This window comes from Brachybacterium zhongshanense, assembly GCF_055385755.1.
Genome location: NZ_AP043790.1, coordinates 491698 through 518156 on the forward strand (window position 1 = coordinate 491698; position 26459 = coordinate 518156).

Sequence of the window (26459 nt, forward strand, 5' to 3'; positions counted from 1 at the left end):
GCCTGACTCGGCAGGGTCCTCACGGACGCTGCATCTCAGGACGAGGGCGGGATGACGGATGCGATCCGTCATCCCGCCCTCGTCCTGTTCCGGTCGATCCTCTGCAGATCCCTGGCGGTCCTCAGCAGGGCTGCGCCAGGGCTGAGCGCAGGAAGCGCTGCGGGGCCCGATGATCATCGTGATCATCGGGCCCCGCAGCGCGTCGCCGGCACGGTGCGTCCCCGGCCGGAGCCGTGTCAGCCGAAGTAGCGCGGCAGCGTCCCCTCGCGAAGATCGCGGAGGTCGGCGGACTCGATGGGCTCGAGACCGTCGATCACGAGAGCGGTGCCTCCGGTGGTGCCGATCCGAGCGGCCGGGACGCCGTGCTCTGCGGCGGAGGCCAGGAGCTGCTCCTCCCGATCCGCGGGGACCGCGACGATGGCGCGCGCCTGGGACTCGGAGAACAGGGCCGTGAAGAGATCCACGCCGTCCCGCTCGAGGACGGTCGCGAGATCTGCGGAGATGCCGATGCCGAAGCGGGTGACCGACTCGACGAGAGCCTGCGCGAGGCCGCCCTCGGAGAGATCGTGGGCTGCGGAGGCGATGCCCTCCGCAGCGGCGCCGATCAGCACCTCGGCGAGGGCGGCCTCGGCAGCGAGGTCGACCTGAGGGGGCAGGCCGCCCAGATGGTCGTGGGCGACCTGGGCCCATGCGGAGCCGGAGAGCTCCTCACGGGTCGTCCCCAGCAGGATCACGCTCTCGCCCTCGGCCTTCCAGCCGGACGCGGTCCGACGGGCCACGTCGTCGAGGACGCCCAGGACGCCGACGACGGGCGTCGGATGGATCGCCGAGTCGATCCTGCCGGGCTCGCCGGTGGAGTTGTACAGGGAGACGTTGCCGCCGGTGACCGGGACGCCGAGGGTCTGGCAGGCTTCGGCGAGACCGCCGATCGCCTCGACCAGCTGCCACATGGGGCCCGGGTCCTCGGGCGAGCCGAAGTTCAGGCAGTCGGTGACCGCGAGCGGACGCGCGCCGGTGGTGGCGACGTTGCGGTAGGCCTCCGCGAGGGCGAGCTGGGCACCGGTGCGGGGGTCGAGCTTGGTGTAGCGGCCGTTGGCGTCGGTCGCGATGGCGACGCCTCGGCCGGTGCTCTCGTCGACCCGCAGCACGCCGGCGTCGTCGGGCATGGCGAGGGCCGTGCTGCCGCCGACGTAGCGGTCGTACTGGTCGGTGACCCAGTGGCTCGAGGCGAGGTTGGGGGAGGCGATCAGCGAGCGCAGGGTCGCGCCGATCTCCTCCGGCGTCGACGGGCGGGGGAGACCCTCGGCGCGGTCGGCCTGGAGCTCGTCCTGCCAGTCGGGGCGGGCGTAGGGACGATCGTAGGTGGGGCCCCCGTGGGCGACGGTCACCGGATCGACGTCGACGATGCGGCGGCCGAAGTGGTCGATGGTGAGACGGCCGTCGCCGGTGACCTCGCCGATGACGGCGGTCTCGACATCCCACTTGCCGGTGATCGCGAGAAACCGCTCGAGGTTCTCGGGCGTCACCACGGCCATCATGCGCTCCTGGGACTCGCTCATGAGGATCTCGCCGGCGGTGAGGGTGGGGTCGCGCAGCAGGACCGTCTCGAGGTCGACATGCATGCCGGAGCCGCCGTTGGAGGCGAGCTCGGAGGTGGCGCAGGAGATCCCCGCGGCGCCGAGGTCCTGGATGCCCTCGACGACGCCGCCGTGGAACAGCTCGAGGCAGCACTCGATGAGGACCTTCTCCATGAAGGGATCGCCGACCTGCACGCTGGGACGCTTGAGCGGGCCGCCCTCCTCGAAGGTCTCGGAGGCGAGGATGGAGGCGCCGCCGATGCCGTCGCCGCCGGTGCGGGCACCGAAGAGGACGACCTTGTTGCCGGCGCCGGTGGCGGAGGCGAGATGGATGTCCTCATGGCGCATCACGCCCACGGCGAGCGCGTTGACCAGCGGGTTGGTCTGATAGGAGGCATCGAAGACCGTCTCGCCGCCGATGTTCGGCAGGCCCAGCGAGTTGCCGTAGCCGCCGACGCCCGAGACCACGCCGTGCACGACGCGGGCGGTGTCAGGATGGTCGATGGCGCCGAAGCGCAGCTGGTCCATCACGGCGACGGGGCGTGCGCCCATGGCGATGATGTCGCGGACGATGCCGCCGACGCCGGTCGCTGCGCCCTGGTGCGGCTCGACGTAGGACGGATGGTTGTGGGACTCGACCTTGAAGGTCACGGCCCAGCCGTCGCCGATGTCGACGACGCCGGCGTTCTCGCCGATGCCCACCAGCAGGTGCTCGCGCATGCGCTCGTCGGTGTGATCGCCGAAGGTGCCGAGGTGGATCTTGGAGGACTTGTAGGAGCAGTGCTCGGACCACATGACCGAGTACATGGCCAGCTCCGCGTTGGTGGGGCGGCGGCCGAGGATCTCGCGGATCTTCGCGTACTCGTCGGCCTTCAGTCCGAGCTCGGCGAAGGGCTGGACCTGGTCCGGCGTCGCCGCCGCATCATCGACGGTGTCGATGTCAGCGCCGCCCTGAGGGGCGGTGGGGGTGGGGGCGGAGGAAGCGGTCATGCGCGGTCGTCATCCGTTTCTCGACGGCAATGGTGGGGGCGGGCCGGGGAGCTCCCGGCCCGCCCATCCTACGTGCCCGGGGCTTCGCGCGAGCGCCCGCCCGAGGCCCGGGATGCGGCCGTGCGAACGGAGCGGGTGCGGCCCTCGGGGCGCGCGCCGCGGTCCGTCGGCCGCTCACCGGGCCCCGTCAGCCCCGCCGTCGGGCGGAGGCCTCGGCGCGCTTCCTCTCCTGATCCCGGAGGACCTTCTCGCTGACCGGGGCGTCGGCGCTCGCGCGCTGGGCACGGAAGTGCGCAGCGGCCTGCTCCTGACGCTCCCTCTCCGCGCCGAGCGCGATCGGTGCGCGGACGTGCCCGGGACGGATGTCGAAGGCCTCGACGAGATCCAGGACATGCGGACGCAGACGCCACAGGAGGCGCTTGACGTCGGAGGAGATCAGGCGCCCTCGCTGCGTCGACACCAGACCGTTGAGCAGGAACCAGGCCAGATCGTCCTGGATGACGGTGAGGCCGAAGAGGTCGCGCACATCGGTGAGCACCGCGCGCGATCCCTCGTCCTCGATGTCGTCGATGCCGGAGGCGAAGGCGCGCCAGCGCACGAGGTCCGCATGAGCGCGCGCGGCGTCGAGCATCTCCACCTGATGCTTGTTGACATGGGCCGCAGCCTCCTCGGGGGACATCCGTGAGGCCGGGCGGAGCGCGAGGGCGACCTCCTCGACCTTCACGCGGGCTCGATCTGCCAGAAGGGACTCCTGGAACTCCGCCTGCCGCATCGAGTCCGAGGCCCGACGGGCGTTGCCGAGATCGCCGATCCCCTGGGCGAGCTCCGTCCAGGGCGTGTGCCGACGTGCGAGGGTCCCGGCCCGCTGGGCGATGAAGCGGCCGATGCCCGCGCGGTCGACGCTCCGGAGCTCGGAGGTGTAGTCGGACAGCAGGCGCTTGGCCACCAGCTGCAGCAGGATGGTGTTGTCGCCTTCGAAGGTTGCGTACACGTCGAGGTCCTGATGGAGCCCGACCAGCTGGTTCTCGGCCATGAACCCGGAGCCTCCGCAGGCCTCCCGGCATTCCTGGATGGTGTCCAGGGCGAGGCGGGTGGAGGTCGGCTTGAGGGCGGCGGCGAGCGTCTCGAGGTCCTCGCGGGCCTCCGGAGTGTCTCCGTGGCCGGAGAAGACGTCGTCGAACGCATGCAGCAGCTGCTCGTGGGCGAAGGCGCCGGCGTAGGTGGCGGCGAGCTTCGGCAGCAGGCGGTGCAGGTGCGACTGGTAGTCCAGCAGCACGGTCTCTTCGGTGGGCGAGGCGGCGGTGAACTGGCGACGCTGGGAGGCGTAGGTGAGAGCGATGTGCAGGGCCAGCTGGCAGGCGCGGTTGGCTGCTCCGTCCAGGGACACTCGCCCCTGCACGAGGGTGCCGATCATGGTGAAGAAGCGGCGCCCGGGGGACTCGATGGGGGAGGTGTAGACGCCGTCGGCGTCGACGGCGCCGTAGCGGTTCAGCAGGTTGGTGCGGGGGATCCGCACGTGGTCGAAGGCGAGGCGGCCGTTGTCGATGCCGTTGAGCCCGCCCTTCTCGCCGTCGTCCTCGCTCGAGACGCCGGGCAGGAGGTTCCCCTCCGCATCGCGCACGGGCACGTAGAAGCAGTGGACGCCGTGGTCCACGCCCCGGGTGATGAGCCGTGCGAAGACGGTCGCCGCGCGGGCATGGATCGCGGCGTTGCCCAGGAAGTCCTTCCATGCCGCACGGATCGGGGTGTGGATCACCCATTCGTCGGACGCAGGATCGTAGGTGGCGGTGGTGGCCAGGGACTGCACATCGGAGCCGTGACCGATCTCGGTCATCGCGAAGGCACCGGGCACCTCGAGGCTCATGGCGTCCGGGACCCAGCGCCTCTGCTGCTCCTCGTCGCCGAGCTGGACGATGGCGGAGGTGAACAGCCCCCACTGGACTCCGGCCTTGATCTGCAGGGACGGATCCGCGACGACGAGCTCCTCGAAGCCTGCGACGTTCGCCCCGTTGTCGTTGGGGCCGCCGAGGTGCTCGGGCAGCATCGGCAGGGAGACCTGCTCGTCGGCGAGAGTCCTCAGCTGCTCGAAGACGTGCTCGCGGTGCTGGGCGACGGTGACGTCGAGAGGCCGGTGCAGCTCGGGACGCCGGGCGCGCTCGCGGGCGACGTCGCGGGTGGCCGCCCAGGAGCCCTTCAGCGCCTCGGCGACGAGGGCCGTGTCCAGTCGCGGTGAGCCCTCTGGCGGGACGGGGATCGGGCCGGTGGGGGTGGAGGTGGCGCGGCCGACGGCGCTGTCGGCCTCAGGGGTCGGGTCGGATGCAGGACGGTGGTCATCGAGCAGTGAGTTCACGGGTGCAGTCCCTTCATGAGCCAGGTGACGAGATGGGAGACGAGCTGATCGGAGGTGATGGGTGCGGGGCGGCCGGGCTCCGTGCTCCGTCGGGCGGGGGCGGCCGGCTCAGCCGGCTGAGGCTGTTCAGCCTGCTCAGCCTGCTCAGCCTGCTCAGCCGGTTCAGCCTGCTCAGCCGGTTCAGCCTGCACGGTCTGCTCGGTCATCCAGGCATCGACGGAGGCCTCCACGAAGCCGACGGCGCCGCGCGCCCACAGCTGCGGGGCGGGGGTGTCGTCGGGGAGGAAGGTGGTGACCAGCCGTGCGACGGAGTCCAGGAAGTGGTTCAGGCCGACGCTCGGTCGCGTGACGAAGCGGTAGACCCCGGGCGACCGGTGGGCGGTCTCGACGTAGGCGCGGATCATGGCGAGCAGGCGCTCGTCGGTGGAGGGGCGGCGTCCGGCGTCGGCCTCGAGGGCGCGCAGCTCGTCGACCAGGCGCTGGTGCATCGTCGAGAGGATGCTGCGCCCGAGCGCGCGCTGCAGCTGGGACTTGTCGGCGAAGTATCGGTACACGATGGACTTCGACGTCCCTGATGCCGCCGCGATGTCCTCCATGGTCACGTCGGGGCCCTGCTCGTGGATCAGGTGACGCGCCACGTCCAGCAGCTCGGCGCGCCGCTGCTCGCGGTGCTGCGCCCAGCGGGAGGACCGCCCGTCGACGGAGGCTTGCGTCGTCGCATTCACGGAACCTAGGGTATCAAGTACTCTCGGTCCTATGTAAAGGGTCACGTCCGGTCGCCCGTCGGCGCCGGGCACCCGCCAGGACCCAGGACCCCGGCAGTGAACACGAAGAGGTGCACAGTGAGCCAGCCCCCCGTCCCCTCCGGGACCGGCCCCCGATCCGACGCTCCGCGATCCGACGCCCCGCCGTCGGACGCCGCCCGAGCATCCGGCATCCCTCGCGACGCCTATGTCCTCGGTGGCAACCGGATCCCCTTCGCCCGCTCGGGCGGCCCGTATGCGGGGATCTCCAACCAGGACCTGCTGACCGCCGCGCTCGACGGGCTCGTCGCCCGCTTCGGGCTGCAGGGGGAGAGGCTCGGCGAGGTCGCCGGCGGTGCCGTCCTGAAGCTCGCCGGCGATCTGAACCTCTCGCGCGAGAGCGCGCTGGGGACTCCGCTGGACCCGCGCACCCCGGCGATCGACCTGTCCAAGGCTTGCGCCACCGGCCTCGAGGCCGTAGTGCACGTCTCCAACCGGATCCGTCTCGGGCAGATCGACTCGGCGATCGCCTGCGGTGTCGACTCGGCCTCGGACTCCCCGATCGAGGTCACCCCGAGGCTGCGGCGCATCCTGCACCGTGCCTTCGCAGCGAAGTCGGCGACGCAGCGGGTCTCCGCGCTCGCCGCGATCCGTCCCAGGGACCTCGCCCCGGTGCCGCCGCGCAACGGCGAGCCCCGCACCGGGCTGTCGATGGGCGAGCACATGGCGCTCACCGCCGCGCAGTGGGGCATCACCCGCCAGGAGCAGGACGAGCTGGCGCTGGCCTCCCATCAGAAGCTGGCGGCCGCGTACGACGCCGGCTTCCTCGACGACCTCGTGACCGGGTACCGCGGTCTCGGGCGCGACCAGAACCTGCGCTCCGACTCGACGCTCGAGAAGCTCGCATCGCTCAAGCCCGTCTTCGGGGTGAGGTCCCCGGAGGTTGCCGATCCCACGATGACGGCGGGCAACTCGACCCCGCTGTCGGACGGCGCCTCCGCGGTGCTCCTTGGCAGCCGCGAGTTCGCTGAGGCGAAGGGTCTGCGTCCGCTCGCCCGCGTCGTGGACGCGCGCACTGCAGCGGTCGACTTCGTCCACGGGGACGAGGGCCTCCTGATGGCTCCTGCCTACGCCGTCCCCGAGCTGCTCGACGCCAACGGCCTGACGCTGCAGGACATCGACCTCTACGAGATCCACGAGGCCTTCGCCGCGACGGTGCTGGCCACGCTGAAGGCGTGGGAGTCGGAGGAGTTCTGCCGAGAGCGGCTCGGCCGCGACGCACCGCTGGGGTCGATCGATCGGGAGCGTCTGAACGTCGCGGGCTCCTCGCTCGCCGCCGGCCACCCCTTCGCCGCGACCGGCGGTCGCATCGTCGCGACGCTCGCCAAGCTCCTGCACGGGCGCGCACAGGAGACCGGGCGGGTCCAGCGCGGGCTGATCTCCATCTGCGCGGCCGCGGGCCAGGGGACCGTCGCCCTGCTCGAGTCCGTCGGAGACTGATCCCGTCCCGGCCGTCACCCCCTCACCCCGTCCCCGCCGAACTCCGGAGGCCTCCATGACCGACGCCTACACCCGTTTCGTCCGCTCCGCGCCCGGGAAGCTCATCGCCCAGCGGACGGGTCTGCCGCGACCAGCCCGTCTGCTGCGCCGCGGCGACCGCCCCGACCCTGTCCTCGGCCCTGTCGTCGTGCTCGGCGCCTCGCCGGGCGCCGACGAGATCGCCTCGCTCCTGCTGCGCTGGGGTGCCGACGTCCGCCGCCGCTTCGAGGAGCTCCGGCAGGTGGGCTCCGTGATCGCCGTCCTCGACGAGATCGGCTCCCCGGCCGAGCTCGGCGAGATCCTGCTGCCCCTGGCTCCGGCGATGCGCTCGCTGGCACCCGGGTCGCGCGTGGTGACGATCTCGCGCCCGGCGACCGGCGCCGACCCCGCGAGGGACGCTGCTCGCGGGGGAGTGGAGGGCTTCGTGCGCTCCCTGGCCCACGAGATGCGCGGCGGCGGCACCGTCGGCGGCATCCAGGTCGCGGACGGCATCGGGCTGGATGCGCCGTCCGTCGTCGGAGCGCTGCGCTTCCTGCTCTCGACACGAAGCGCCTTCGTCACCGGCCAGTTCCTGCAGGTCTCGACGGCCGACGGCTCCGCGACCCCGGACCTCGAGAAGCCCCTGGCCGGGCGCACCGCGCTCGTCACGGGGGCCGCCCGCGGCATCGGCGCGGCGATCGCGCGCACTCTCGCGGCCGACGGCGCCCGTCTCGTGCTGCTGGATGTGGCCGCCTCCGGGACGGAGCTCGCTCGGCTGGCCAACGAGCTGCGGGCGGTGCCGATCCAGCTGGACGTCACCTCCGGCGGCGCGGGCGATCGCCTGGTCGACTTCCTGCGCGAGCGCTCGCTGAGCCTGGACGCCGTGGTGCTCAACGCAGGCATCACCCGCGACAGGATGTTCGCGAACATGGATGCGGGCCGCTGGGACCCGGTGATCGCCGTGAACATCACCAGCCAGATCTCGCTCGCGCAGGCCCTGATCGCTGCGGACGGCGTGCTTGGCGAGCATCCCCGGTTCGTCTCGCTCGCCTCCACGAGCGGCATCGCCGGGAACCGCGGTCAGACGAACTATGCGACCTCCAAGGCCGGGGTGATCGCGTTCGTCGATGCTCTCGCCGCGAACCTCCAGGGGATCGGCGGCACCGCGAACGCCGTCGCGCCCGGCTTCATCGAGACCGAGATGACCGGGAGGATGCCGCCGCTCACCCGTGAGGTCGCCCGGCGCCTGAACTCCCTCCAGCAGGGCGGGATGCCCGTCGACGTCGCCGAGGCGATCTCCTTCCTGGTCTCGGACGAGGCCGGTGGCATCCGCGGCGAGACCCTGCGGGTGTGCGGGCAGAACATGGTGGGGAGGTGAGCCGCACGATGGGCGCAGATGCGACGGCCGCTGACCTGGTGGGCTCCGCTGAGGAGGTCAGGGACCTCTCGGACGTCCCCTCCTTCCCGGCGGTCTACGTGGCGGCGCTGACCCCGCGTCGGCGGAACGGGGGGTCGGCGAGCGGAAGAACAGCCGGGAGCGGGGATCGCGGCAGGCCTCAGCTCCCCTCCGTCGTCCACCGAGTGCGCTCGGTCAGGATCGATGCCGAGCGGGCGCGGGACTTCGACCACCTCATGGGCGGGCCGGCGACCGACCTCGTGCATCCGGGCGTGCTGCATGTGCTGGCGTTCCCGATCTCGCTGTCGCTCATGGCGCGCGGCGACTTCCCGTTCCCGCTGCTGGGCCTGGTGCATCTGCGCAACCGGATCCTCCAGCATCGTCCGGTGCGAGTGGGCGAGCGGGTCGATGCGGAGTGCCGTGTGCGGGAGCTGGAACGGCATCGCAGGGGCTGGACGTTCGAGGCGGTCTCGACGATCCACGGGGAGGACGGCGAGATCATCGCCACCGACGTCTCCACCTATCTCTCCAAGGACCGCTCCGGCGGCCAGGAGCCATCCGCCTCAGGGGCGACCGGGGCGACCGGGACGGCGGGGCCGTCAGGCAGGCGCGCTCGGCAGGGCTTCGAGCCGCCGCGGCCGACGGGCCGATGGAGCCTCGGCGCAGGCACTGGTCGCCGCTACGCAGAGGTCTCCGGAGACGCGAACCCGATCCACATGTCGGCGCTGAGCGCGAGGGCGTTCGGCTTCCCGCGCGCGATCGCGCATGGGATGTACACCGCCTCGCGGGCGTTCACCGAGTCCCGCGTGGACCTCTCGCGCCCGCTGCGCTGGGATGTCAGCTTCGATGCCCCGGTGACGCTGCCGGGAACGGTCCTCGTCGCCTTCGACGAGGACCGGGAGGAGAACGGCTCCGGAAGCGTCCGGTGCGTGGGCTGGCGCCCGGCGCGGGACGACCGGCCGGCGCGGCGGTGCTTCGAGGTCGAGGTGACGACCCTCGGCTGACGCCCGACGGAACGCCGATCCGGTCGCCCGACCCCTCAGCGCCTCAGCCCGCTGCGCAGGGTGTCCAGGAGATGCTCGACCAACGCGTCGGCCTGCACCTCCCGCAGGACGTCGACGTCGGGCCCGCGGCCCCAGCGGCCCAGGACGTCCCCGACGGTCTGGCCGCGAGTGAGGTCCCCCCGCAGCTCGACGTCCACCGGCAGCGAGAGCGTGTCGGCGAAGTCGCCGGTGACGGCGTGGATCGCGACGATCGGGTCGTGCACGTGCGCCATGTACCCGAAGCCGTCGGCCTCGTGGAACTCGTAGTAGAAGCGGAGCGCCTCCACCAGGATCGACGCCACGGGGTGACCGGTGCGCTCGGCGATCGCGCGGATCTCCTCGAGGGTCTCCGGGGTGAAGCGGACCGCCTCGGTGGCCTCCAGCGAGCCGAGCACGGGCCGCTCCTCGGCGACGCGGAACGCGGCGAGCACCCGCTGTGCGGCCTCAGGGTCCACGGCGATGTTCCATTCGGAGGTGGGACCGGTGTTGCCTCGGTGGTTGATCGCTCCGCCCATGATGTGCAGCCGCCGGAGCATGCGCGGCAGCTCGGGCTCGATCTCGAGGGCGAGCGCGAGGTTCGTGTGCGGTCCGAGGACGAGTCCGACGAGCTCTCCCGGATGCGCGCGTGCGAGATCGACCCACAGCTGCGCACCCGTCCGGGGATCGGGCGCGCATGCGGGATCGGGGACGCGGGCGTGTCCCAGTCCCGTCGGGCCGTGGGTGTCCTCGGCGGTCATGAGGGGCTGCGCGAGCGGCTGGGCGGCGCCGCGGGCGACGGGCGCGGAGAGGCCGAGCATGTCGACGAGGGCCAGGTTGTTGCGCAGCACGGCCTCCGGGCCGACGTTCCCGGCGGTGGAGACGATGCCGACGACCTCGACGTCGTCGCGGCAGGCGAGGTAGGTCAGGGCGATCGCATCATCGATGCCGGTGTCGCAGTCGACCAGGACGGGACGTGTCATGGGAGAACACTAGGCCCGCCCCGGGCATCCCGGCCTCACCTGCCGCTCCGCGGGAGGGTAGTCTCACCGGCGGCGCCACCGGCGCCGGCTCCTCCCCATGGTCGGCCGCGTCCCCGCGGCCGCATCGGCATCTCGAAGGACTGATCCCATGCCCCAGACCCCGCACGTCCGGAACTCCGCAGAGGACTCCCGGGAGCCGGATGACGCGAGGCCTGATCAGTCCGACCGCGTGATCATCGCCGCGGCGGAGGAGGAGGGGCTCGGATGCCCCTGCGACGTCGTCGTGGTCGACGACGTCACCGGCGCGCTCACCGAGCATGCCCTCGAGGCGATCACCGATCACCCGGAGGCGATCGTCCTGAGCTGGGCGTCGTCGCGCCGCGCGGCGAGTCGGCTCTCCGACCGCTTCGCCGAGGAGATCGCGGCCGGGCGCCTGGTCGTCCCCGCCGGAGCGCAGCCGGTCCCGCTGGGCACGGCGGCCTTCGAGGTCGATGCGCATCTGGTGCTGATGCGCCTCCCGAAGGCGGTGCGGACCCTCGAGGAGCGGGCGAGGTCGCTCGCGGTCGGCGCAGGGATGGGCGGGCGCGCGCATATGGTCCTGGTCGCGGGCGGCCGCGTGAAGCACATGACCCGGCATCAGAACGATGTGCTGGCGACCGTCTTCGAGGATGTCCGGGCGAGCCGCGGCATCGGCAAGTCCCGGGCGCTGATCGGCAGCGGGGTCCGTCCTGAGCTCGTCGCCGCGGACGCCGCCGCCGATGCCGCGAGTCCCTCCCCGTCCGCCCCGTCGGCGGGCTCCGCCCGTCTCGCCGTCCGCGGCGAGGACGTGGAGATCCCGCTGTGCGGGATCGGCGGGGTGTTCGGCGGGGCGTCCGCCGATCCCGGGAGCCTCCTCCTGCTGGAGGTGCTGGACCGCGCGGTCCTCGCGGGGGAGGTCGGCACGCGGGCCGACGGGTCCGACGCGACATCGGCGGATCGTCCGTTCTCCGCCATCGACCTGGGCTGCGGCAGCGGTCTGCTGACCGCCTATCTCGCTGCGGCCCTGCCCGGTGCGAGCATCCTGGGCAGCGACGACGACGCCGATGCCGTCGCCTCCACGGCGGCGACCCTGGCCGCCGCCGCCCGGTCCTCCTCCGACCAGGCCGCGGAGATCGCCCGGTCGAGCGGCACCGCGGTCCGGCTGACCTGGGACGATGCGGTCTCAGGGGAGCCCGACGAGAGCGCCGACCTGGTGCTGCTCAATCCGCCCTTCCACGACGGCGCCGCCGTCGATCCCACGATGGTGCGATCGCTCCTGGACGCGTCCGCGCGGGTGCTGCGGCCCGGAGGTCAGCTCTGGATGGTGCACAACTCGCACCTGCGCTACCGGAGCGAGGTCGAGCATCGCATCGGCCCGGTCCGGCAGCGGGCGCGCGACCGTCGCTTCACGGTGCTCTCGGCCGTGCGCCGCTGAACGCATCGCCGTCGGTCCCGACGATGAGGGAGCGCCGCCCCGCCGAACGGCGGAGCGGCGCTCCTGAGCGACGTCGGGCGAGCGACGTCGGGTTCGACCCCCGGGGTCGATCGAATTCCGGATCAGCCGACGAGGCTGCGCAGCACCGAGGTGAACATGCCGAGGCCGTCGATGCCCGTGCGGGTGCCCTCGCCGGGCATGTCGGGGCCGAAGCCGACCTCGACCGCGTGCTCGGGGTGCGGCATCAGCCCGACGACGTTGCCGCGCTCATTGGTGATGCCGGCGATGTCGTGCCGCGAGCCGTTGGGGTTCGCCTCGAAGCCGGCCGGCCCGTGGGTGGCACCGGCGACGTAGCGGAAGACCACACGGCCCTCGGCCTCGAGCTGCTCGAGGGTCCGCTCGTCGGCGACGTACTGGCCGTCCTGGTTCTTCAGCGGGACCCGGATGACCTGGCCCTGCTCGTAGTCCGTGGTCCAGGCGGTGCGGTTGTTCTCCACTGCGACAGGCTGGTCGCGGCAGATGAACGAGCGGTGCGCGTTCTTGATCATCGCGCCCGGCAGCAGATGCGTCTCGCACAGGATCTGGAAGCCGTTGCAGATGCCCAGCACGGGCATGCCGCCGTTCGCGGCGTCCACGACCTTCTCCATCACCGGCGCGAAGCGGCTGATGGCCCCCGCCCGCAGGTAGTCGCCGTAGGAGAAGCCTCCGGGCAGCACGACCGCCTCGACGTCCAGCAGGTCGTCCTCGCCGTGCCACAGGGCGACGGGCTCCGCCCCGCCCAGCCGCACTGCGCGCAGAGCATCCCGGTCGTCGAGCGTGCCGGGGAAGGTCACCACTCCGATGCGCATCAGGCCTGAGCCCTTCCGTCCGAGCCCTCGACTCCGTCCGGGCCCTCGACCTCGATCGCGACGACGTCCTCGATCACGGGATTGGACAGCAGCGTGGTGGCGGCCTCGCGGAGCGTGCCGAGCACCTCGTCGGTGACCTCGCCCTCGATCTCCAGCTCGAACCTCTTGCCCTGGCGCACGGAGGCGATCCCCTCGAACCCGAGGCGGGGCAGGGCCGCGGCGACGGCCTTCCCCTGCGGATCGAGGATCTCCGGCTTGGGCATGACATGGACCACGACGCGTGGCATGGGCGCTCTCCTGACGGCGTCTGCCCGTGGCGCAGCGGGTGCGGGCCGGGCGAGGGGTGGGGCTGACGGTGCGGAACCTTCCTGGACCCGGCCAGGGATCCTGCACGCAGCAGGGCCGACGGGACGGGGCGGACGGTGCCGACGCACGACATGCTACCGAGACCGGACGGGTACGCGCGCTCGCGCCCGTCGTCGTGGACTCCCGTGGACTCCCGAGGACTCCCGAAGCGCCCGGGGCTGGGGACATCGCTCGGATGGGGATACATTCGAGGAGTGCCGCATGTGAGGAGCACCGCATGCGGCAGCGCGCGCCGGCCGTCGGTGCGCGCCACCCGACCACGGAGGCTGCGATGAAGATCCGACACCTCGTCCACTCGTGCCTGCTGGTGGAGGTCGCAGGCCGCCGTCTGCTGGTCGATCCCGGCGGCTTCAGCGGCGACGCCGTGCACGCCCTCGGCCCTGAGGTCCTCGGCGCCATCGACGTCGTCGCGATCACCCACCAGCATCCCGATCACGTCGACCGCGCTCTGCTGGCCTCTGTGCTCGCGGCCTCGGAGCGCGCCGTGGTCCTGGCAGAGCCGGAGACCGCCGCCCTGCTGACGGCGGCCGACGGGATCTCCGGAGCCCCGGGCGTCCCGCCGGACCGCCTGCACCCGCTGGCGGCCGGAGAGCACCATGAGCTGCCGTCGGCCGGCGACATGCCCGCGGTCGGGATCGACGCCGTCGGCGGGCGCCACGCGATCATCCACCCCGACATCCCGCGGGTGGGCAATGCGGGCCTGGTCATCAGCGCCGGGGACGGGCCCCGGCTCGGCATCACCGGCGACTCGCTCGAACCGGTGGAGGCCTTCCGCAGCATCGACGTGCTCGCCTTCGCCGTGGTCGCCCCCTGGTCGAAGATGTCCGAGACCATCGACTTCCTGCGGGAGGTCCGGCCGCGCCTGGCGCTGCCCGTGCACGATGCGGTCGCGAGCGACGTCGGCCGCCCCATCTACCTGCGCCAGTCCACGCAGCTCGCCCCGGAGGGCACCGAGGTGCGCGACTGGCCCGAGAGCGGCGAGGTCGAGGTGGCCGCCGCCCCCTGATCCGAGGGTCCGCGACGGAGCATCGTCAGGGCGAAGAGGGCCCGACCGGGCCCACGAGGAGGCTGCGCATGACTGGACGACGAGGCCCGGTGGAGCAGGCGATGCACGCCGTTCCGCGGGTGATGTTCCTGCCGGCGGCCCAGCGCGCGCTCGCCGACGTCGACGAGCCCCTGCCGATCGGTGAGGGACAGACCAACTCCCAGCCCTACACCGTGGCGATGATGCTGCGTCTGCTGGACCTCGCTCAGGGCCAGGCCGTGCTGGACGTGGGGGCCGGGTCGGGCTGGACGACGGCGCTCATCGCGCGCCTCGTCGGCGCCGACGGCCGGGTCATCGGCATCGAGCGGCGCGAGGCGCTCATCGGTCCCGCACGAGAGGCGCTGGCCGCGTCGGCCCCGCAGGGCCCGGCGGAGATCCGGCCCTCGGAGCACGGGGTGCTGGGCGCCCCGGAGGACGGGCCCTTCGACCGCATCCTCGTCTCCGCCGAGGCGCGACGGATCCCCCAGGAGCTCGTCGGGCAGCTCATCGACGGCGGCATCATGGTGATCCCCGTGGACGGGATCATGCACCGCGTCGAGCGCCGTGGCGACGGCATCCTCGACACCGAGCACGGAGCCTTCCGGTTCGTGCCGCTGATCGAGGACCGCTGAGCGCCGAACCTCGCCGAGGGCCGAGCCTCGCCGAGGGCGGAGCCTCGACGAGGTCGGAGCCTCGACGAGGTCGGCAGGACACCGACCTCAGAAGCTCGTGCCGGTGAGCCTCTCGAACGCCTCGACGTAGCGGGCGCGCGTCTGCTCGACGACATCCTGCGGGAGCGCCGGCGGCGTCTCGCCGGAGCCGCGGTGCCACCCCGAGGCTGGTGAGATCAGCCAGTCGCGCAGGTACTGCTTGTCCAGGCTCGGCTGAGGGACGCCCTCGCGATAGGACTGCGCGTCCCAGAAGCGGCTGGAGTCCGGGGTGAGCACCTCATCGCCCAGCAGGAGCTGGCCGTCCGTGCGGGAGCGGCCGAACTCGAGCTTCGTGTCGGCGAGGATGATCCCGCGCTCGCCGGCGACGCGGCGCGCCCTCTCGTACACCGCGAGGGTGAGCTCCTCGAGATCGTCGACCAGGTCGTCCCCGAGCGATTCGCGGGCCTGCGCGACGGTGATGTTCTCGTCGTGCTCCCCCTGCTCGGCCTTCGTCGACGGAGTGAAGATCGCCGGGTCGAGACGAGATGCCTCGACCAGCCCACCGGGCAGCACGTGCCCGCCGACGGAGCCGCCGGCGCGATAGTCCTTCAGACCGGAGCCGGTGAGGTACCCGCGCACCACGCACTCCAGGGGCACCATGTCCAGCCCTCGGCACAGCAGGGCGCGCCCGGAGACGGCCTCGGGGACGTCGGTCGCGGAGAGCACGTGATGGGGGACGATGTCCGCCAGCTGCTCGAACCAGAAGACGCTGATCGCGGTGAGCACCCGCCCCTTGTCGGGAATGCCGGTGCGCAGCACGTGGTCGAAGGCGCTGATGCGGTCGGAGGCGACGACGAGCACCTCGGTCGCGGTGCGCGGATCGGCACCCGCGGGGACGTACAGCTCGCGGACCTTGCCGCTGAAGACATGGTCCCAGCCCTCGAGCTCGGGGACCCCGACGAGCGCCCCGTCGACGAGCGGGCCCGCCCCCGCGGACTCCGTCGATGCGGAGGGGACAGGAGCGGTCGGGGAGGAGGGGGAGGCCGCGGGGGTCATGCGCGCACCGCCTCGTCGTCGGCCGCCTGCTGCGCGATGTCGCGGCGGTGGAAGGAGCCGTCCAGGGTGATCGCGTCGACGCCCTCGAGCGCCTGGGCGCGGGCGGCGGCCAGGTTCCGGCCGGTGCCGACGACGGACAGCACGCGCCCGCCGGCGGAGACCAGGTCTCCAGCCTGGTCGAGCGCGGTGCCGGCGTGGATGACGTGGGCGCCGGCCGCCTCGGCCGCTCCGATCCCGGTGATCGGATCGCCGGTGCGGGACTTCGCCGGGTAGCCGGCGGAGGCGATCACCACGGTCACGGCGGCGTCCTCGGACCAGGAGAGCTCTCCTGCGGCGCTCACGTCGCCCCGCGCGGCGGCGAGCAGCAGCGGCGCGAAGGGAGAGGTCAGACGCTCGAGCACCACCTGGGTCTCGGGGTCGCCGAAGCGTGCGTTGAACTCGACCACGCGGGTGCCTCGGGAGGTGAGCGCCAGACCGCAGTACAGGATCCCGACGAAGGGGATGCCGCGGGAGGCGAGCTCGTCGATCGTCGGCTGGGCGACGTCGCGCACGATCTCGTCGGCCAGGGTCGCGGGCGCCCACGGCAGCGGGGAGTAGGCGCCCATGCCGCCGGTGTTGGGACCCTGATCGCCCTCGTGGGCCCGCTTGAAGTCCTGGGCCGGGGCCAGCGGGACCACCCGCGTGCCGTCGCTGACGCAGAACAGGGAGACCTCGGGGCCGTCGAGGAACTCCTCGACGACGACCTGGCCCCCGGCGCCGATCACGGCGAGGCCGTGCGCGATCGCATGCTCGATGTCGTCGGTGACCACGACGCCCTTGCCGGCGGCGAGGCCGTCCGCCTTCACCACGAAGGGGACGTCCCGCAGCGGGTTCACGCGGTCCAGCGCGGCGAGCACCTCGTCCCCGTCGGTGACGGTGACCGAGGCGGCCGTGGGCACGCCCGCGGCCGTCATGATCTCCTTCGCCCAGGACTTCGAGCCCTCGAGGTTCGCGGCGGCCTGCGACGGCCCGAAGACCGTGAAGCCCGCCTCGCGCAGCCGGTCGGCGCTGCCGGCGACCAGCGGGGCCTCGGGGCCGACGACGACCAGGTCAGGATCGAGGGAGCGTGCCAGGGCGACCTGGCCGTCGAGATCGTCGACGGACACGTCGTGGCAGGCGGCGAGGTCCGCGATGCCGGGGTTCCCGGGCGCGGCGTGCAGTTCAGGGGAGGGCGAGTCGGACGCGAGCCGACGCACGATGGCGTGCTCGCGGCCTCCGGAGCCGATGACGAGGATTCTCACGCGGCCCACAGTAGCCGCGCGCGCACGGGCCCCGTCGAGAGCGCCAGCACTCGGGCGGGGACGTCCCGCACTCCGGTCTCATGCGGTCCGGGATGCGGACGTCCCGCCCGATCGGTGTGCCCGTCCACCGCCCGCCTACCATCGGGGTCATGCCCGATCACGCTGACCCGACCGGCCCTCCCGCCCCCATCCCCGGAGCGCCCGACCCGGCCCGTCGGCTGCGGCTCGACCTCTCCTACGACGGCTCGGGCTTCCACGGCTGGGCGGCGCAGCCGGGTCTGCGCACCGTCCAGGGCGAGCTGGAGCAGGCGCTGGAGCGCGTGACGCGGGTGCCGCTGCAGGTGACGGTCGCGGGCCGCACCGACACCGGCGTGCACGCCCGGGGTCAGGTCTGCCACCTCGACGTGCCGCGCAGCGCGCTCGACGCGCTGCCGGGGCGCTCCGATCGCGATCCCGCCGACGCGCTCGTCGCACGGCTGGCCGGGGTGCTCCCCGTGGACGTCGTCGTGCATGCCGCGAGGATCGTCCCCGACGCCTTCGACGCACGCTTCGGGGCCCTGCGACGCCGCTACCGCTACCGCATCTCCGACGGGCCGGAGCATCACGACCCCCTGCGGCGCGACGTCCTGCGCCATCGTCGGGCACTGGATGCGGACCTCATGTCCCGTGCGGCGGAGCCGCTGCTGGGCGAGCACGACTTCCTCTCCTTCTGCAGACCCCGTGAGGGGGCCACGACGATCCGCACCCTCGAGACCCTGCGCATCGAGCGCCCGGGGGAGGGGCGGGCGGACGCGGGCCTCGTGGTCGTCACGGTGATCGCCGACGCCTTCTGCCACCACATGGTGCGCTCCCTCGTCGGGACCCTGATGCAGGTCGGGGAGGGCCGACGGGCGGAGGACTGGCCCGCCCGCGTGCTCGCCGCCCGCACTCGCGACTCCGCTCCGCGAGGGGGCGTCGGCGCGGCGCCCCTGTGCCCGCCGCAGGGGCTCACCCTGGACGCGGTCGAGTATCCGACCGACGACGAGCTCGCCGCGCAGGCCGCGCGTGCCCGCACGATGCGGGGCTGAGGCGTCGCACCGCCGGCCGCGGGCCCGGACGGAGCGCGACCGGCGGGACGGTGCGAGGCCGGGAGCGGGGCCGGGAGCGCCATGCGGCGCGTGGAATGCGACACATCGGTCCTGACTGCAGGCATCGATGCAGGTCGGAGGCTGGGTGGGTGGAGCGGAGGAGGGGATGGGCGCGTTGACCGGGTTCCTCGCGTCCGACTATCCTGGGCCCTCGTCGTGCCTTGATGCGCGCCCCGATCCGCTGCCGAGTTCTCACCACCGGCGCGAGAGGGGCTCCTCACACGCATCCAGGACCGTGGCCGCAGCGTAGGTGGCACGGGCCGGGCCCGACGAGAGGGTCATGCTTTATCCGAAGGAAGCGTGTCCACGGTCCAATCGAACCGTGCCCTGCGGGCGTCCGCCCATGGGCACTTCCGACGAGAGAAGAAGGCACGAGTGCGTACGTTCACCCCGAAGCCCGGCGATGTCGAGCGTTCCTGGTACGTCATCGACGCAACGGATGTCGTCCTCGGCCGGCTCGCTTCCCAGGCTGCTCAGCTGCTGCGGGGCAAGCACAAGCCGGTCTTCGCACCCCACGTGGATGCAGGCGACTTCGTGATCATCATCAACGCTGACAAGGTCGCGCTGACCGGGAACAAGCGGGAGGCCAAGCTGGCCTACCGCCATTCCGGCTACCCGGGCGGCCTCCGCGGCATCCCCTACTCCGAGCTGCTCGAGAAGCACCCGGAGCGTGCGGTGGAGAAGGCCATCAAGGGCATGCTCCCCAAGAACAAGCTGGCCGAGGCTCAGCTCAAGAAGCTCAAGGTCTACGCGGGCTCCGAGCACCCCCACGCTGCTCAGCAGCCCGTCCCCTTCACCATCGACCAGGTGGCGCAGTAAGCGGGGGCTTCCCTGCCACTCCGCCCTGCCGCACGGAAGAACCAAGGAGAACCGTGACTGAGACCACCCCTGAGGCCCTCGAGACCGTCACCGACGAGTCGGCCCCGTCGAGCTACACCACCGAGTCGACCGGCGAGGCCGCCGTCGGCGCCGGTCAGTCCATCACCGCCCCCGGCTACGGGACCGGCCGCCGCAAGCAGGCCGTCGCCCGCGTCCGTCTGGTCCCCGGCTCCGGCCAGTGGACCGTGAACGGCCGCAGCCTCGAGGCGTACTTCCCCAACAAGGTGCACCAGCAGGAGGTCAACGAGCCGTTCAAGGTCCTCGACCTCCAGGGCCGCTTCGACGTCATCGCCCGCATCGACGGCGGCGGCGTGTCCGGCCAGGCCGGTGCGCTGCGCCTGGGCGTGGCCCGTGCCCTCAACCAGATCGACGAGGAGCACAACCGCCCGACCCTGAAGAAGGCCGGCTTCCTCACTCGTGACGCCCGCGTCATCGAGCGCAAGAAGGCGGGCCTCAAGAAGGCCCGCAAGGCGCCGCAGTACTCCAAGCGCTGATCGGCGCGGGGCACCGCCCCGCTGCGATCCCGCTGTGCGCACGATGCCCTCGACCTCCGGGTCGGGGGCATCGTCGCGTTCCCGGCGCCGGCATCCGTCCGATGACCGGGGTCCGAGACCGGACCGTGATGCCGTGCCTCGTCCGTCGGACCGGGACGATCCCCGAAGTCGTGCTCGACGAGCCTGCTCCCACCATCATGAGAGGACGGGACATGGAGCTGATCGAGAAGCGGAGGGCCGGCGAGATCATCGATGCGCGGCGACGGGAGCGGGGCCTGACCTGGGCGCAGCTCGCTGAGGAGGCAGGTCGGCCGGTCGTGTGGCTGACCTCGGCGGTGCTCGGCGCGCATCCCGTGCCGGAGTCGATCGCCGAGATGCTGCGGGAGCGGCTGGACCTCGAGGAGGAGCTGGTCGACGCGCTGTCCCGTCAGCCCTATCGGACGATCGACCCCGAGTTGCTCTCCGACCCCACGATCTACCGCTTCCAGGAGCTGATCCAGGTCTACGGCCCCGCGCTCAAGGTCCTCATCCACGAGGAGTTCGGCGACGGGATCATGAGTGCGATCAACTGCTCGATCGACCTGCGCCGCGGCACCCACCCCGGTGGGGACCGCGTGGTGCTGACCATCGACGGGAAGTTCCTGCCCTACGACTGGGCGGCCAGCGAGGGGTGAGTCAGGTCGGCGGTCGGCCGTTCAGCCGAGCAGCTCGCGGATGTCGTCGGCGGTGATGACGGAGCGGAAGGCGGCGCCGCCGTCGGTGAGGGCGTCGAAGAGCTCGGCCTTGCGCTGCTGCAGGGCGAGGACCTTCTCCTCGATCGTGTCCTCGGCGATCATCCGGTAGACCATCACCGTGCGGTCCTGGCCGATGCGGTGGGCTCGGTCGACGGCCTGGTTCTCCGCGGCCGGGTTCCACCAGGGGTCCAGCAGGAACACGTAGTCGGCCTCGGTGAGGGTGAGGCCGAAGCCTCCAGCCTTGAGCGAGATCAGGAAGACGGGCGCCTCGCCCTCGCGGAACTCCCGCACCACGGTGTCGCGGTCGCGGGTGGAGCCGTCGAGATAGGCATAGGGGACGCCGCGCCGGTCGAGCTCCTCGGCGACCCGCTGCAGGTATGAGGTGAACTGACTGAACAGCAGCACGCGATGCCGGTCGCCGATCACCTCGTCGAGACGGTCGAACAGGGCCTCCTGCTTGGAGCTGGGGACCCCTGCGTACTCCTCCTCGTCGACGATCGCGGGATGCAGCGCCATCATCCGCAGCAGCGTGAGCGAGCGGAAGACCGTGAAGCGGTGGCGGTCGAGGTCCTCCTCGATGAGGCCGAGCACCTTCTTCCGCTCCCGCTGCAGGACCGAGTCGTACAGCGCCCTGTGCTCCGGGCTGAGGGTCACGGTCAGGACCTGCTCGCGCTTCTCGGGGAGCTCCTCGGCGACCAGCTCCTTGGTGCGCCGGAGCATGAACGGGCGCACCCGCGAGCGCAGCTGCTCGATGCGATCGGGGTGCTCCCCGCTCTCGACGGGCATGGTGTAGCGCTGGCGGAAGCCCGTGGAGCCTCCCAGCAGTCCCGGTGCGGCGAGGTCGAACAGGGACCACAGGTCGTCCAGCGAGTTCTCCATGGGGGTTCCGGTGATCGCGAGCCGGAAGTCCGCGGCGATGCCCTCGGCGGCCTGATGGGTGCGCGAGCGACGGTTCTTCACGAACTGGGCCTCGTCCAGCACGAGCCCCTGGAAGCTCTCGCGGGCGAAGTCCTCGTCGTCCATCCGCAGCACGGTGTAGCTGGTGACCACGACGTCGGCCCCGCGGATCGCGGAGGACAGCGTCCGACCGCGAGAGCGGGAGGTGCGGTCCAGCACGCGGACGTCCAGGCCGGGGGTGAAGCGCTCGGCCTCCTGCTTCCACACGCCGAGCACGGAGGCGGGCGCGACGACCAGGAACGGCGGAGCGGGTGTCGTCGGATCGCCATCGGCCCGCGCCGGCGGCTCCGTCTCCGGCAGCCCCGTCGTCGGCAGCCCCGTCTCCGCCGTCCCCGTGCTCTCGGTCGACGTGCTCGCCTGTGCGGACTCGCGGGCGTGGGCGATGAGCGCGAGGGTCTGGACCGTCTTGCCCAGTCCCATGTCGTCGGCGAGGATCCCGCCGAGCCGATGCTCGAAGAGGAAGGCGAGCCAGGCGAAGCCCTCCCGCTGATAGGGGCGCAGGTCGGCGGTGAGCCCGGCGGGGACGGCGGGCGGCTCGATGGTGACGATCTCGCGGAGGGGCCCGACGCTCCGCTCCCAGGCGGAGACGGTCTCGGCGGACTCGGAGATCTCCTCGAGGTCCTCCCAGACGTCGACCTGGTAGCGGCTGATCGACTGATGCTCGGGGTTCCATTCGCTGAGCGCCTCGCCCTCGCGGATCAGCTCGCGCAGCGCATCGAACGCCGGGTGCTCCAGGGAGAAGTAGGTGCGATCGGGCATGAGCAGCCGGTCCTGGCCCTTGGCCAGAGCGACGAACAGCGTGGGGAACGGGATCTCGCGTCCCTCGATGGTGATCTGGAAGCCCAGGTCGAACCAGTCGCGCTTGCCGGGGGACTGGTGCTGGGAGACCCGCACCTGCGGGGCGCCGTCGAGCTCCCGGTAGGCGTGGCGGGTGCCGACGATCTCGACCTCGACGTCGGCCGTGGCCTGCAGCACGTCGAGCACATGCTCGGTGAAGCGCGCGGTCTCGGTGCCGTCGAGCCGCTCGGGCGCGTCGGAACCGGCCGTGGGCCAGGCCTCGCGGGCGTTCGCGAGCACCTCGTCCTCGTGGTCGGGGTCGCGCCGCTCGCCGCGGCTGCGGTCGATGGGGAGTGTCCGGGGCGGCTCGTGGTAGCGCCACGACCACTCCAGCGTGAGGCGGTCGCCGTCGGTGTAGCGAGCGGTCAGGCGGAGCGTCGCCGGTCGCGGCGCCGGCAGATCGACGCTGCCGTCGGTGCTGGTCACCGGAGAGATCGCGCGGAGCTGGGGGTAGGCCTGGGTGAGGAAGTCGTCGCGGTCCGCGGCGGGGATCCCGAGCGGCCCGGGACGCTGGAGCAGCTTGCGCAGCGTCATCGGCAGCGGGGAGCCGACCGGTGCGATCCGCGCGGCGAAGCCTCCGGTCGCGGTCTCCTCGAGGTCGATGACTCCCGCCGCGCCGAGCGGGCGTCCATGCCGGGCGGGCTCGCCGGCGATCGACACCCGAGGGCGCAGCTCGAGGTCCCTGGCTCCTTCGGGGGAGGCGAGGTCGAGGGAGACGTCGGCCTCGTCGACCAGCTCGATCGACTCCAGGCCGTCGCCCGCCAGGAGCTCGACGCCGACGTCGCGGGCGTGCGCGAGCGACTGCCAGATCAGGGGCGATCCGATGGAGTTGAGCCACAGATGCTCGATGGAGCCGCTGGCGTAGGAGCGCTCCGCGGAGGCCGAGGCGAAGATCCGTGTGAGGGCCTCGGCGTGGTCCCTGCGGTACTCGGTGCCGGACATGCGGTACTCGAAGGTCCGCCATGACAGCGATCCCTTGATCCATCCCCGGTTGCGGCCGCGGGTCATCGGGCGCATGCCCAGCCAGAGGTCCGATCCGGCCTCCAGATGCGCGGGGGTCGCGGTCACCCGGCGATGGCGCGGGGCCCGCGGCTCGAGGGAGGTCGCCTCCAGCTCGAACCGGATCGCCAGGGGCTTCGGCGCGGACTCCTCCTCGCCTCCGGACGCCAGCAGCGGGCGCAGGAGGGTGCGCCATTCGGCCGACGGGCGCTCCTCCTGCGCCGACCGCTCGAGCTCCACGAGCCGGTGCAGGAGCGCGGCGGCATGCTTGCACTCCCGGCCGACGGGGCAGCTGCAGCTCGACGCCCGCGGTCGCCACAGCCCGCCCGGAGCCGGAGCCTGGAAGCGACGGGAGACGGCGTCCTCGTCGTACTCCACGAGCTCGACGAGCGTGCGGTACGGGGCCGCTCCGCGACCGGCGACGGCGCCGCTCAGCGTCGACGTCGACGGCTGCCAGACGAGCTCCATGACCCGACCCTCGCGCTCATAGGCGAGCCCTCGGGCCGCCGCGCGCTCGCCCACGTGCTGGGCGATGGTCGAGGGCAGCAGACGGGGGAGCAGGTCGGGCATGCGGACAACGCTAGCGGCGGGCACCGCCGGACGGGGAGCCGCCGTGCGGGTACTCTCACTGCGTACCCCTTCCCATCCTGTGAGGAGAACCCTGTGGCCCGACTGTTCGGCACCGACGGCGTGCGCGGACGCGCGAACGACGACATCACCGCGGAGCTCGCGGTCGACCTGTCGGTGGGCGCGGCCCATGTGCTCGGCACCTTCGGCGCGTTCGGCGGCGCCCGGCCGCGGGCGATCATCGCTCGCGACACGCGGCCCTCGGGCGACTTCCTCGGCGCCGCCGTGAGCGCCGGCCTCGCCTCCGCGGGCGTCGACGTGCTCGACGCCGGCATCCTCCCCACGCCGGGCCTGGCCTTCCTGGTGCAGTCCACCGGCGCGGACCTGGGCGTGATGATCTCCGCCTCCCACAATCCCGCCCCCGACAACGGCATCAAGTTCTTCGCGCGCGGCGGCACCAAGCTGCCCGACGAGGTCGAGGACGCCATCGAGGCGCACATCGGCGAGCAGTGGGAGCGACCCCAGGGCATCGACGTCGGCTCCATCACCCCCTTCGACGGGGCGATCGAGGCCTATGTCGAGCATCTGGCGGGCACCCTGGACACCTCTCTCGAGGGCCTGACCGTCGTCGCCGACTGCGCCAACGGCGCCGCGTCCATCACCGGACCCGAGGCGCTGCGCCGGGCGGGTGCGACCGTCCACGTGATCGGCGACCGCAGCGACGGCGGGCTGATCAACGACGGCTGCGGCTCCACCCATCTCGAGCCCCTGCAGGCGGCGGTGCGCGAGCACGGCGCCGACCTCGGCGTCGCCTTCGACGGCGATGCCGACCGCTGCCTCGCGGTCGATGCCGCGGGCGAGGTCATCGACGGCGACCAGATCATGGCGATCCTGGCCCTCGACCTCAAGGAGCGGGGCAAGCTCCACGACGACACCCTCGTGGTGACGGTCATGAGCAATCTCGGGCTCAAGCTCGCCATGCGCGAGCACGGCATCACCCTCGGGCAGACGTCCGTGGGCGACCGCTACGTCCTCGAGGAGATGAACCTCGGCGGGTACTCCATCGGCGGCGAGCAGTCCGGCCATGTCATCCTCGCCGAGCATGCCACCACCGGCGACGGCGAGCTCACCGCTCTGCACCTGCTGCAGCGCATGGCCACCACCGGGAGGTCGGCTCGCGAGCTGGCCGATGTCATGACCCGCCTCCCGCAGGCCCTGATCAACGTCAAGGGCGTGGACAAGGCCCGTGCGGGCATCGACCGCGCCGTCGGCGACGCCGTGGCCGCCGCCGAGGCTGAGCTGGGGGAGACCGGGCGCGTCCTCCTGCGGCCCTCGGGGACCGAGCCCGTCGTGCGCGTCATGGTCGAGGCTCCCGACGACGCCGCCGCCACCTCGATCGCCGAGCGCCTCGCGGGTGTCGTCAGCGAGCGCCTCGCCCTCTGAGGCTCTGGCCCTCGGATTCCTCGGACTCTCCCGGACGGTCGTCCCGGGTCAGACCTTCCGCAGCAGGACGGTCTGCACCCGGTGGCGGCCGTCCTTGCGCAGGACCAGGTCGGCGCGGCCCCGGGTGGGCAGGACGTTCTCGGACAGGTTCGGGCCGTTGATCCGGTGCCAGATGTCCAGGGCGGTCTCCCGCGCCTCGTCGTCGGAGAGGCCCGCGTAGCGGCGGAAGTAGGAGCGGGGGTCGGTGAAGGCGGTGCGGCGCAGGGTGAGGAAGCGCTCGACGTACCAGCGCTGGACGTCCTCGGGGCGGGCGTCGACGTAGACGGAGAAGTCGAAGAAGTCGGAGACGGCCATGCCGAGCCTCCCGTCCGAGCGGGGGCGGGCCGGCTGCAGGACGTTCAGGCCCTCGAGGATCAGCACGTCGGGGCTGTCCACGACGACCTTCTCCCCGGGCACGATGTCGTAGGTGAGATGGGAGTAGACGGGCGCCTCGACGCGCTCGACCCCTGCCTTCACGTCCGAGACGAAGCGCAGGAGGCGCCGGCGGTCGTAGCTCTCGGGGAATCCCTTGCGATGCATGATCCCGCGCGCCTCGAGCTCGGCGTTGGGCAGCAGGAAGCCGTCGGTCGTGACCAGCTGCACGCGCGGGGTGTCGGGCCAGCGGGCCAGCAGCTCGCGCAGCACGCGCGCCGTGGTGGACTTCCCGACGGCCACGGAGCCGGCGACCGCGATCACATAGGGGGTGCGGTGCTGCGGCTGGGAGAGGAAGTCCCCTCGCGCGCGCCGCAGCGACTGGGCGGCCGCGACCTGGATGTTCAGCAGCCGCGAGATGGGGCGGTAGACGGCATCGACCTCGCGCAGGTCCAGGCGGTCGCCGAGGCCCTGGAGGTGCGCGATGTCGTCCTCGTCCAGGGGGAGGGGGGTCTGCTGCGACAGCCGCGCCCAGTCGTCGCGAGGGATCTCGGCGAAGGGGGACACGGCGGTCGACACGGCAGCGGGTCTCATGGCGACGATTGTTCCAGCAACGGTGACGGCATCCGCGCATTCCGGGCCGGGTGAGACCGGCGCCGCACCCAGAGGCCTCCGCCGGTGCCCTGCGCGAAGGTGACCGCTAGTGCGCACGATGCGGCAGGTGCGAGCAGGGGGCGCTCCGATCGTGAGCAAGACCT

The 26459-nt window shown here is 72.3% G+C and carries 21 protein-coding genes; 11 read left to right on the plus strand and 10 right to left on the minus strand.

The window, feature by feature from the left end; genetic code table 11:
* Positions 1–236: 236 nt before the first annotated feature.
* The 3 genes from purL to ACZ5AJ_RS02175 all read right to left on the minus strand — a co-directional run bounded on the left by purL (position 237) and on the right by ACZ5AJ_RS02175 (position 5642).
* Positions 237–2567, minus strand: coding sequence for a phosphoribosylformylglycinamidine synthase subunit PurL (gene purL / locus ACZ5AJ_RS02165; RefSeq protein WP_464136696.1), 2331 nt, complete (start codon positions 2565–2567; stop codon positions 237–239).
* A 187-nt stretch (positions 2568–2754) separates the two neighbouring features.
* Positions 2755–4917, minus strand: coding sequence for an acyl-CoA dehydrogenase family protein (locus ACZ5AJ_RS02170; RefSeq protein ID WP_464136697.1), 2163 nt, complete (start codon positions 4915–4917; stop codon positions 2755–2757).
* A complete protein-coding gene (locus ACZ5AJ_RS02175; RefSeq protein WP_464136699.1) occupies positions 4914–5642 on the minus strand; it encodes a TetR/AcrR family transcriptional regulator in 729 nt (242 codons plus the stop codon). The genes ACZ5AJ_RS02170 and ACZ5AJ_RS02175 overlap by 4 nt, the downstream gene beginning before the upstream one ends.
* 117 nt (positions 5643–5759) lie before the next feature.
* Here ACZ5AJ_RS02175 and ACZ5AJ_RS02180 point away from each other — a divergent pair, with 117 nt between their 5' ends.
* From ACZ5AJ_RS02180 to ACZ5AJ_RS02190, 3 genes are all read left to right on the plus strand, one after another.
* Entirely contained in the window at positions 5760–7160 is a 1401-nt protein-coding gene (locus ACZ5AJ_RS02180) for an acetyl-CoA C-acetyltransferase (RefSeq protein ID WP_464136700.1), read from the plus strand.
* A gap of 55 nt (positions 7161–7215) precedes the next feature.
* Entirely contained in the window at positions 7216–8556 is a 1341-nt protein-coding gene (locus ACZ5AJ_RS02185) for a 3-oxoacyl-ACP reductase (RefSeq protein ID WP_464136702.1), read from the plus strand.
* 203 nt (positions 8557–8759) lie between these two features.
* Positions 8760–9578: a MaoC/PaaZ C-terminal domain-containing protein gene (locus ACZ5AJ_RS02190; protein WP_464136705.1), complete on the plus strand. Its 819-nt coding sequence runs from the start codon at positions 8760–8762 to the stop codon at positions 9576–9578.
* A 35-nt stretch (positions 9579–9613) separates the two neighbouring features.
* On the opposite strand, the gene ACZ5AJ_RS02195 is transcribed toward ACZ5AJ_RS02190, so the two are convergent.
* On the minus strand, positions 9614–10576 hold the full coding sequence (locus tag ACZ5AJ_RS02195) for a nucleoside hydrolase (protein WP_464136707.1): 963 nt from the start codon (positions 10574–10576) through the stop codon (positions 9614–9616).
* A gap of 148 nt (positions 10577–10724) precedes the next feature.
* Here ACZ5AJ_RS02195 and ACZ5AJ_RS02200 point away from each other — a divergent pair, with 148 nt between their 5' ends.
* Positions 10725–12029 carry a class I SAM-dependent methyltransferase gene (locus ACZ5AJ_RS02200; protein ID WP_464136709.1) on the plus strand — a complete coding sequence of 435 codons (1305 nt, stop codon included), beginning with the start codon at positions 10725–10727 and terminating at the stop codon, positions 12027–12029.
* 122 nt (positions 12030–12151) lie between these two features.
* On the opposite strand, the gene purQ is transcribed toward ACZ5AJ_RS02200, so the two are convergent.
* Positions 12152–12877 (minus strand): phosphoribosylformylglycinamidine synthase subunit PurQ, encoded by a 726-nt coding sequence (gene purQ / locus ACZ5AJ_RS02205; protein WP_464136710.1) that lies wholly within the window; start codon positions 12875–12877, stop codon positions 12152–12154.
* Positions 12877–13164 (minus strand): phosphoribosylformylglycinamidine synthase subunit PurS, encoded by a 288-nt coding sequence (gene purS / locus ACZ5AJ_RS02210; protein ID WP_464136712.1) that lies wholly within the window; start codon positions 13162–13164, stop codon positions 12877–12879. The genes purQ and purS overlap by 1 nt, the downstream gene beginning before the upstream one ends.
* 350 nt (positions 13165–13514) lie before the next feature.
* Between purS and ACZ5AJ_RS02215 the strand changes: the two genes are divergently transcribed.
* Together ACZ5AJ_RS02215 and ACZ5AJ_RS02220 are read left to right on the plus strand one after the other, a co-directional pair.
* Positions 13515–14249, plus strand: a complete 735-nt coding sequence (locus ACZ5AJ_RS02215) for an MBL fold metallo-hydrolase (protein WP_464136713.1) — start codon at positions 13515–13517, stop codon at positions 14247–14249.
* Positions 14250–14317: 68 nt separating this feature from the next.
* Positions 14318–14899 (plus strand): protein-L-isoaspartate O-methyltransferase family protein, encoded by a 582-nt coding sequence (locus ACZ5AJ_RS02220; protein WP_464136714.1) that lies wholly within the window; start codon positions 14318–14320, stop codon positions 14897–14899.
* Positions 14900–14986: 87 nt separating this feature from the next.
* Here the strand turns inward: ACZ5AJ_RS02220 and ACZ5AJ_RS02225 are convergent, their stop codons facing one another.
* Complete coding sequence (locus ACZ5AJ_RS02225; RefSeq protein ID WP_464136716.1) at positions 14987–15973, minus strand: phosphoribosylaminoimidazolesuccinocarboxamide synthase; 987 nt, start codon at positions 15971–15973, stop codon at positions 14987–14989.
* A complete protein-coding gene (gene purD, locus ACZ5AJ_RS02230; protein WP_464136717.1) occupies positions 15970–17253 on the minus strand; it encodes a phosphoribosylamine--glycine ligase in 1284 nt (427 codons plus the stop codon). Before purD ends, ACZ5AJ_RS02225 begins: the two co-directional genes overlap by 4 nt.
* Before the next feature lie 149 nt (positions 17254–17402).
* Between purD and truA the strand changes: the two genes are divergently transcribed.
* The 4 genes from truA (at position 17403) to cynS (ending at position 20427) form a co-directional block, all read left to right on the plus strand.
* Positions 17403–18320: a tRNA pseudouridine(38-40) synthase TruA gene (gene truA, locus ACZ5AJ_RS02235; RefSeq protein ID WP_464136719.1), complete on the plus strand. Its 918-nt coding sequence runs from the start codon at positions 17403–17405 to the stop codon at positions 18318–18320.
* 435 nt (positions 18321–18755) lie between these two features.
* Entirely contained in the window at positions 18756–19199 is a 444-nt protein-coding gene (gene rplM, locus ACZ5AJ_RS02240) for a 50S ribosomal protein L13 (protein ID WP_464138673.1), read from the plus strand.
* Positions 19200–19252: 53 nt separating this feature from the next.
* Entirely contained in the window at positions 19253–19753 is a 501-nt protein-coding gene (gene rpsI / locus ACZ5AJ_RS02245) for a 30S ribosomal protein S9 (protein ID WP_464136721.1), read from the plus strand.
* A gap of 212 nt (positions 19754–19965) precedes the next feature.
* Positions 19966–20427 carry a cyanase gene (gene cynS / locus ACZ5AJ_RS02250; RefSeq protein ID WP_464136722.1) on the plus strand — a complete coding sequence of 154 codons (462 nt, stop codon included), beginning with the start codon at positions 19966–19968 and terminating at the stop codon, positions 20425–20427.
* A 21-nt stretch (positions 20428–20448) separates the two neighbouring features.
* Here the strand turns inward: cynS and ACZ5AJ_RS02255 are convergent, their stop codons facing one another.
* Positions 20449–23850: a DEAD/DEAH box helicase gene (locus ACZ5AJ_RS02255; protein ID WP_464136725.1), complete on the minus strand. Its 3402-nt coding sequence runs from the start codon at positions 23848–23850 to the stop codon at positions 20449–20451.
* Between the two features lie 93 nt (positions 23851–23943).
* Here ACZ5AJ_RS02255 and glmM point away from each other — a divergent pair, with 93 nt between their 5' ends.
* Entirely contained in the window at positions 23944–25290 is a 1347-nt protein-coding gene (gene glmM / locus ACZ5AJ_RS02260; RefSeq protein WP_464136726.1) for a phosphoglucosamine mutase, read from the plus strand.
* A 48-nt stretch (positions 25291–25338) separates the two neighbouring features.
* Here the strand turns inward: glmM and coaA are convergent, their stop codons facing one another.
* Complete coding sequence (coaA, locus tag ACZ5AJ_RS02265; protein ID WP_464136728.1) at positions 25339–26295, minus strand: type I pantothenate kinase; 957 nt, start codon at positions 26293–26295, stop codon at positions 25339–25341.
* Positions 26296–26459 lie beyond the last annotated feature (164 nt).

What these genes read in the sequence shown, in the direction of transcription:
- ACZ5AJ_RS02225 (WP_464136716.1), bottom strand. Translation starts at nt 15,973, where the DNA reads ATGACCCCCGCGGCCTCCCCCTCCTCCCCGACCGCTCCTGTCCCCTCC.
- ACZ5AJ_RS02220 (WP_464136714.1), top strand. Translation starts at nt 14,318, where the DNA reads ATGACTGGACGACGAGGCCCGGTGGAGCAGGCGATGCACGCCGTTCCG.
- ACZ5AJ_RS02195 (WP_464136707.1), bottom strand. Translation starts at nt 10,576, where the DNA reads ATGACACGTCCCGTCCTGGTCGACTGCGACACCGGCATCGATGATGCG.
- purS (WP_464136712.1), bottom strand. Translation starts at nt 13,164, where the DNA reads ATGCCACGCGTCGTGGTCCATGTCATGCCCAAGCCGGAGATCCTCGAT.
- purQ (WP_464136710.1), bottom strand. Translation starts at nt 12,877, where the DNA reads ATGCGCATCGGAGTGGTGACCTTCCCCGGCACGCTCGACGACCGGGAT.
- coaA (WP_464136728.1), bottom strand. Translation starts at nt 26,295, where the DNA reads ATGAGACCCGCTGCCGTGTCGACCGCCGTGTCCCCCTTCGCCGAGATC.
- ACZ5AJ_RS02255 (WP_464136725.1), bottom strand. Translation starts at nt 23,850, where the DNA reads ATGCCCGACCTGCTCCCCCGTCTGCTGCCCTCGACCATCGCCCAGCAC.
- ACZ5AJ_RS02200 (WP_464136709.1), top strand. Translation starts at nt 10,725, where the DNA reads ATGCCCCAGACCCCGCACGTCCGGAACTCCGCAGAGGACTCCCGGGAG.
- purL (WP_464136696.1), bottom strand. Translation starts at nt 2,567, where the DNA reads ATGACCGCTTCCTCCGCCCCCACCCCCACCGCCCCTCAGGGCGGCGCT.
- ACZ5AJ_RS02185 (WP_464136702.1), top strand. Translation starts at nt 7,216, where the DNA reads ATGACCGACGCCTACACCCGTTTCGTCCGCTCCGCGCCCGGGAAGCTC.
- truA (WP_464136719.1), top strand. Translation starts at nt 17,403, where the DNA reads ATGCCCGATCACGCTGACCCGACCGGCCCTCCCGCCCCCATCCCCGGA.
- cynS (WP_464136722.1), top strand. Translation starts at nt 19,966, where the DNA reads ATGGAGCTGATCGAGAAGCGGAGGGCCGGCGAGATCATCGATGCGCGG.
- ACZ5AJ_RS02215 (WP_464136713.1), top strand. Translation starts at nt 13,515, where the DNA reads ATGAAGATCCGACACCTCGTCCACTCGTGCCTGCTGGTGGAGGTCGCA.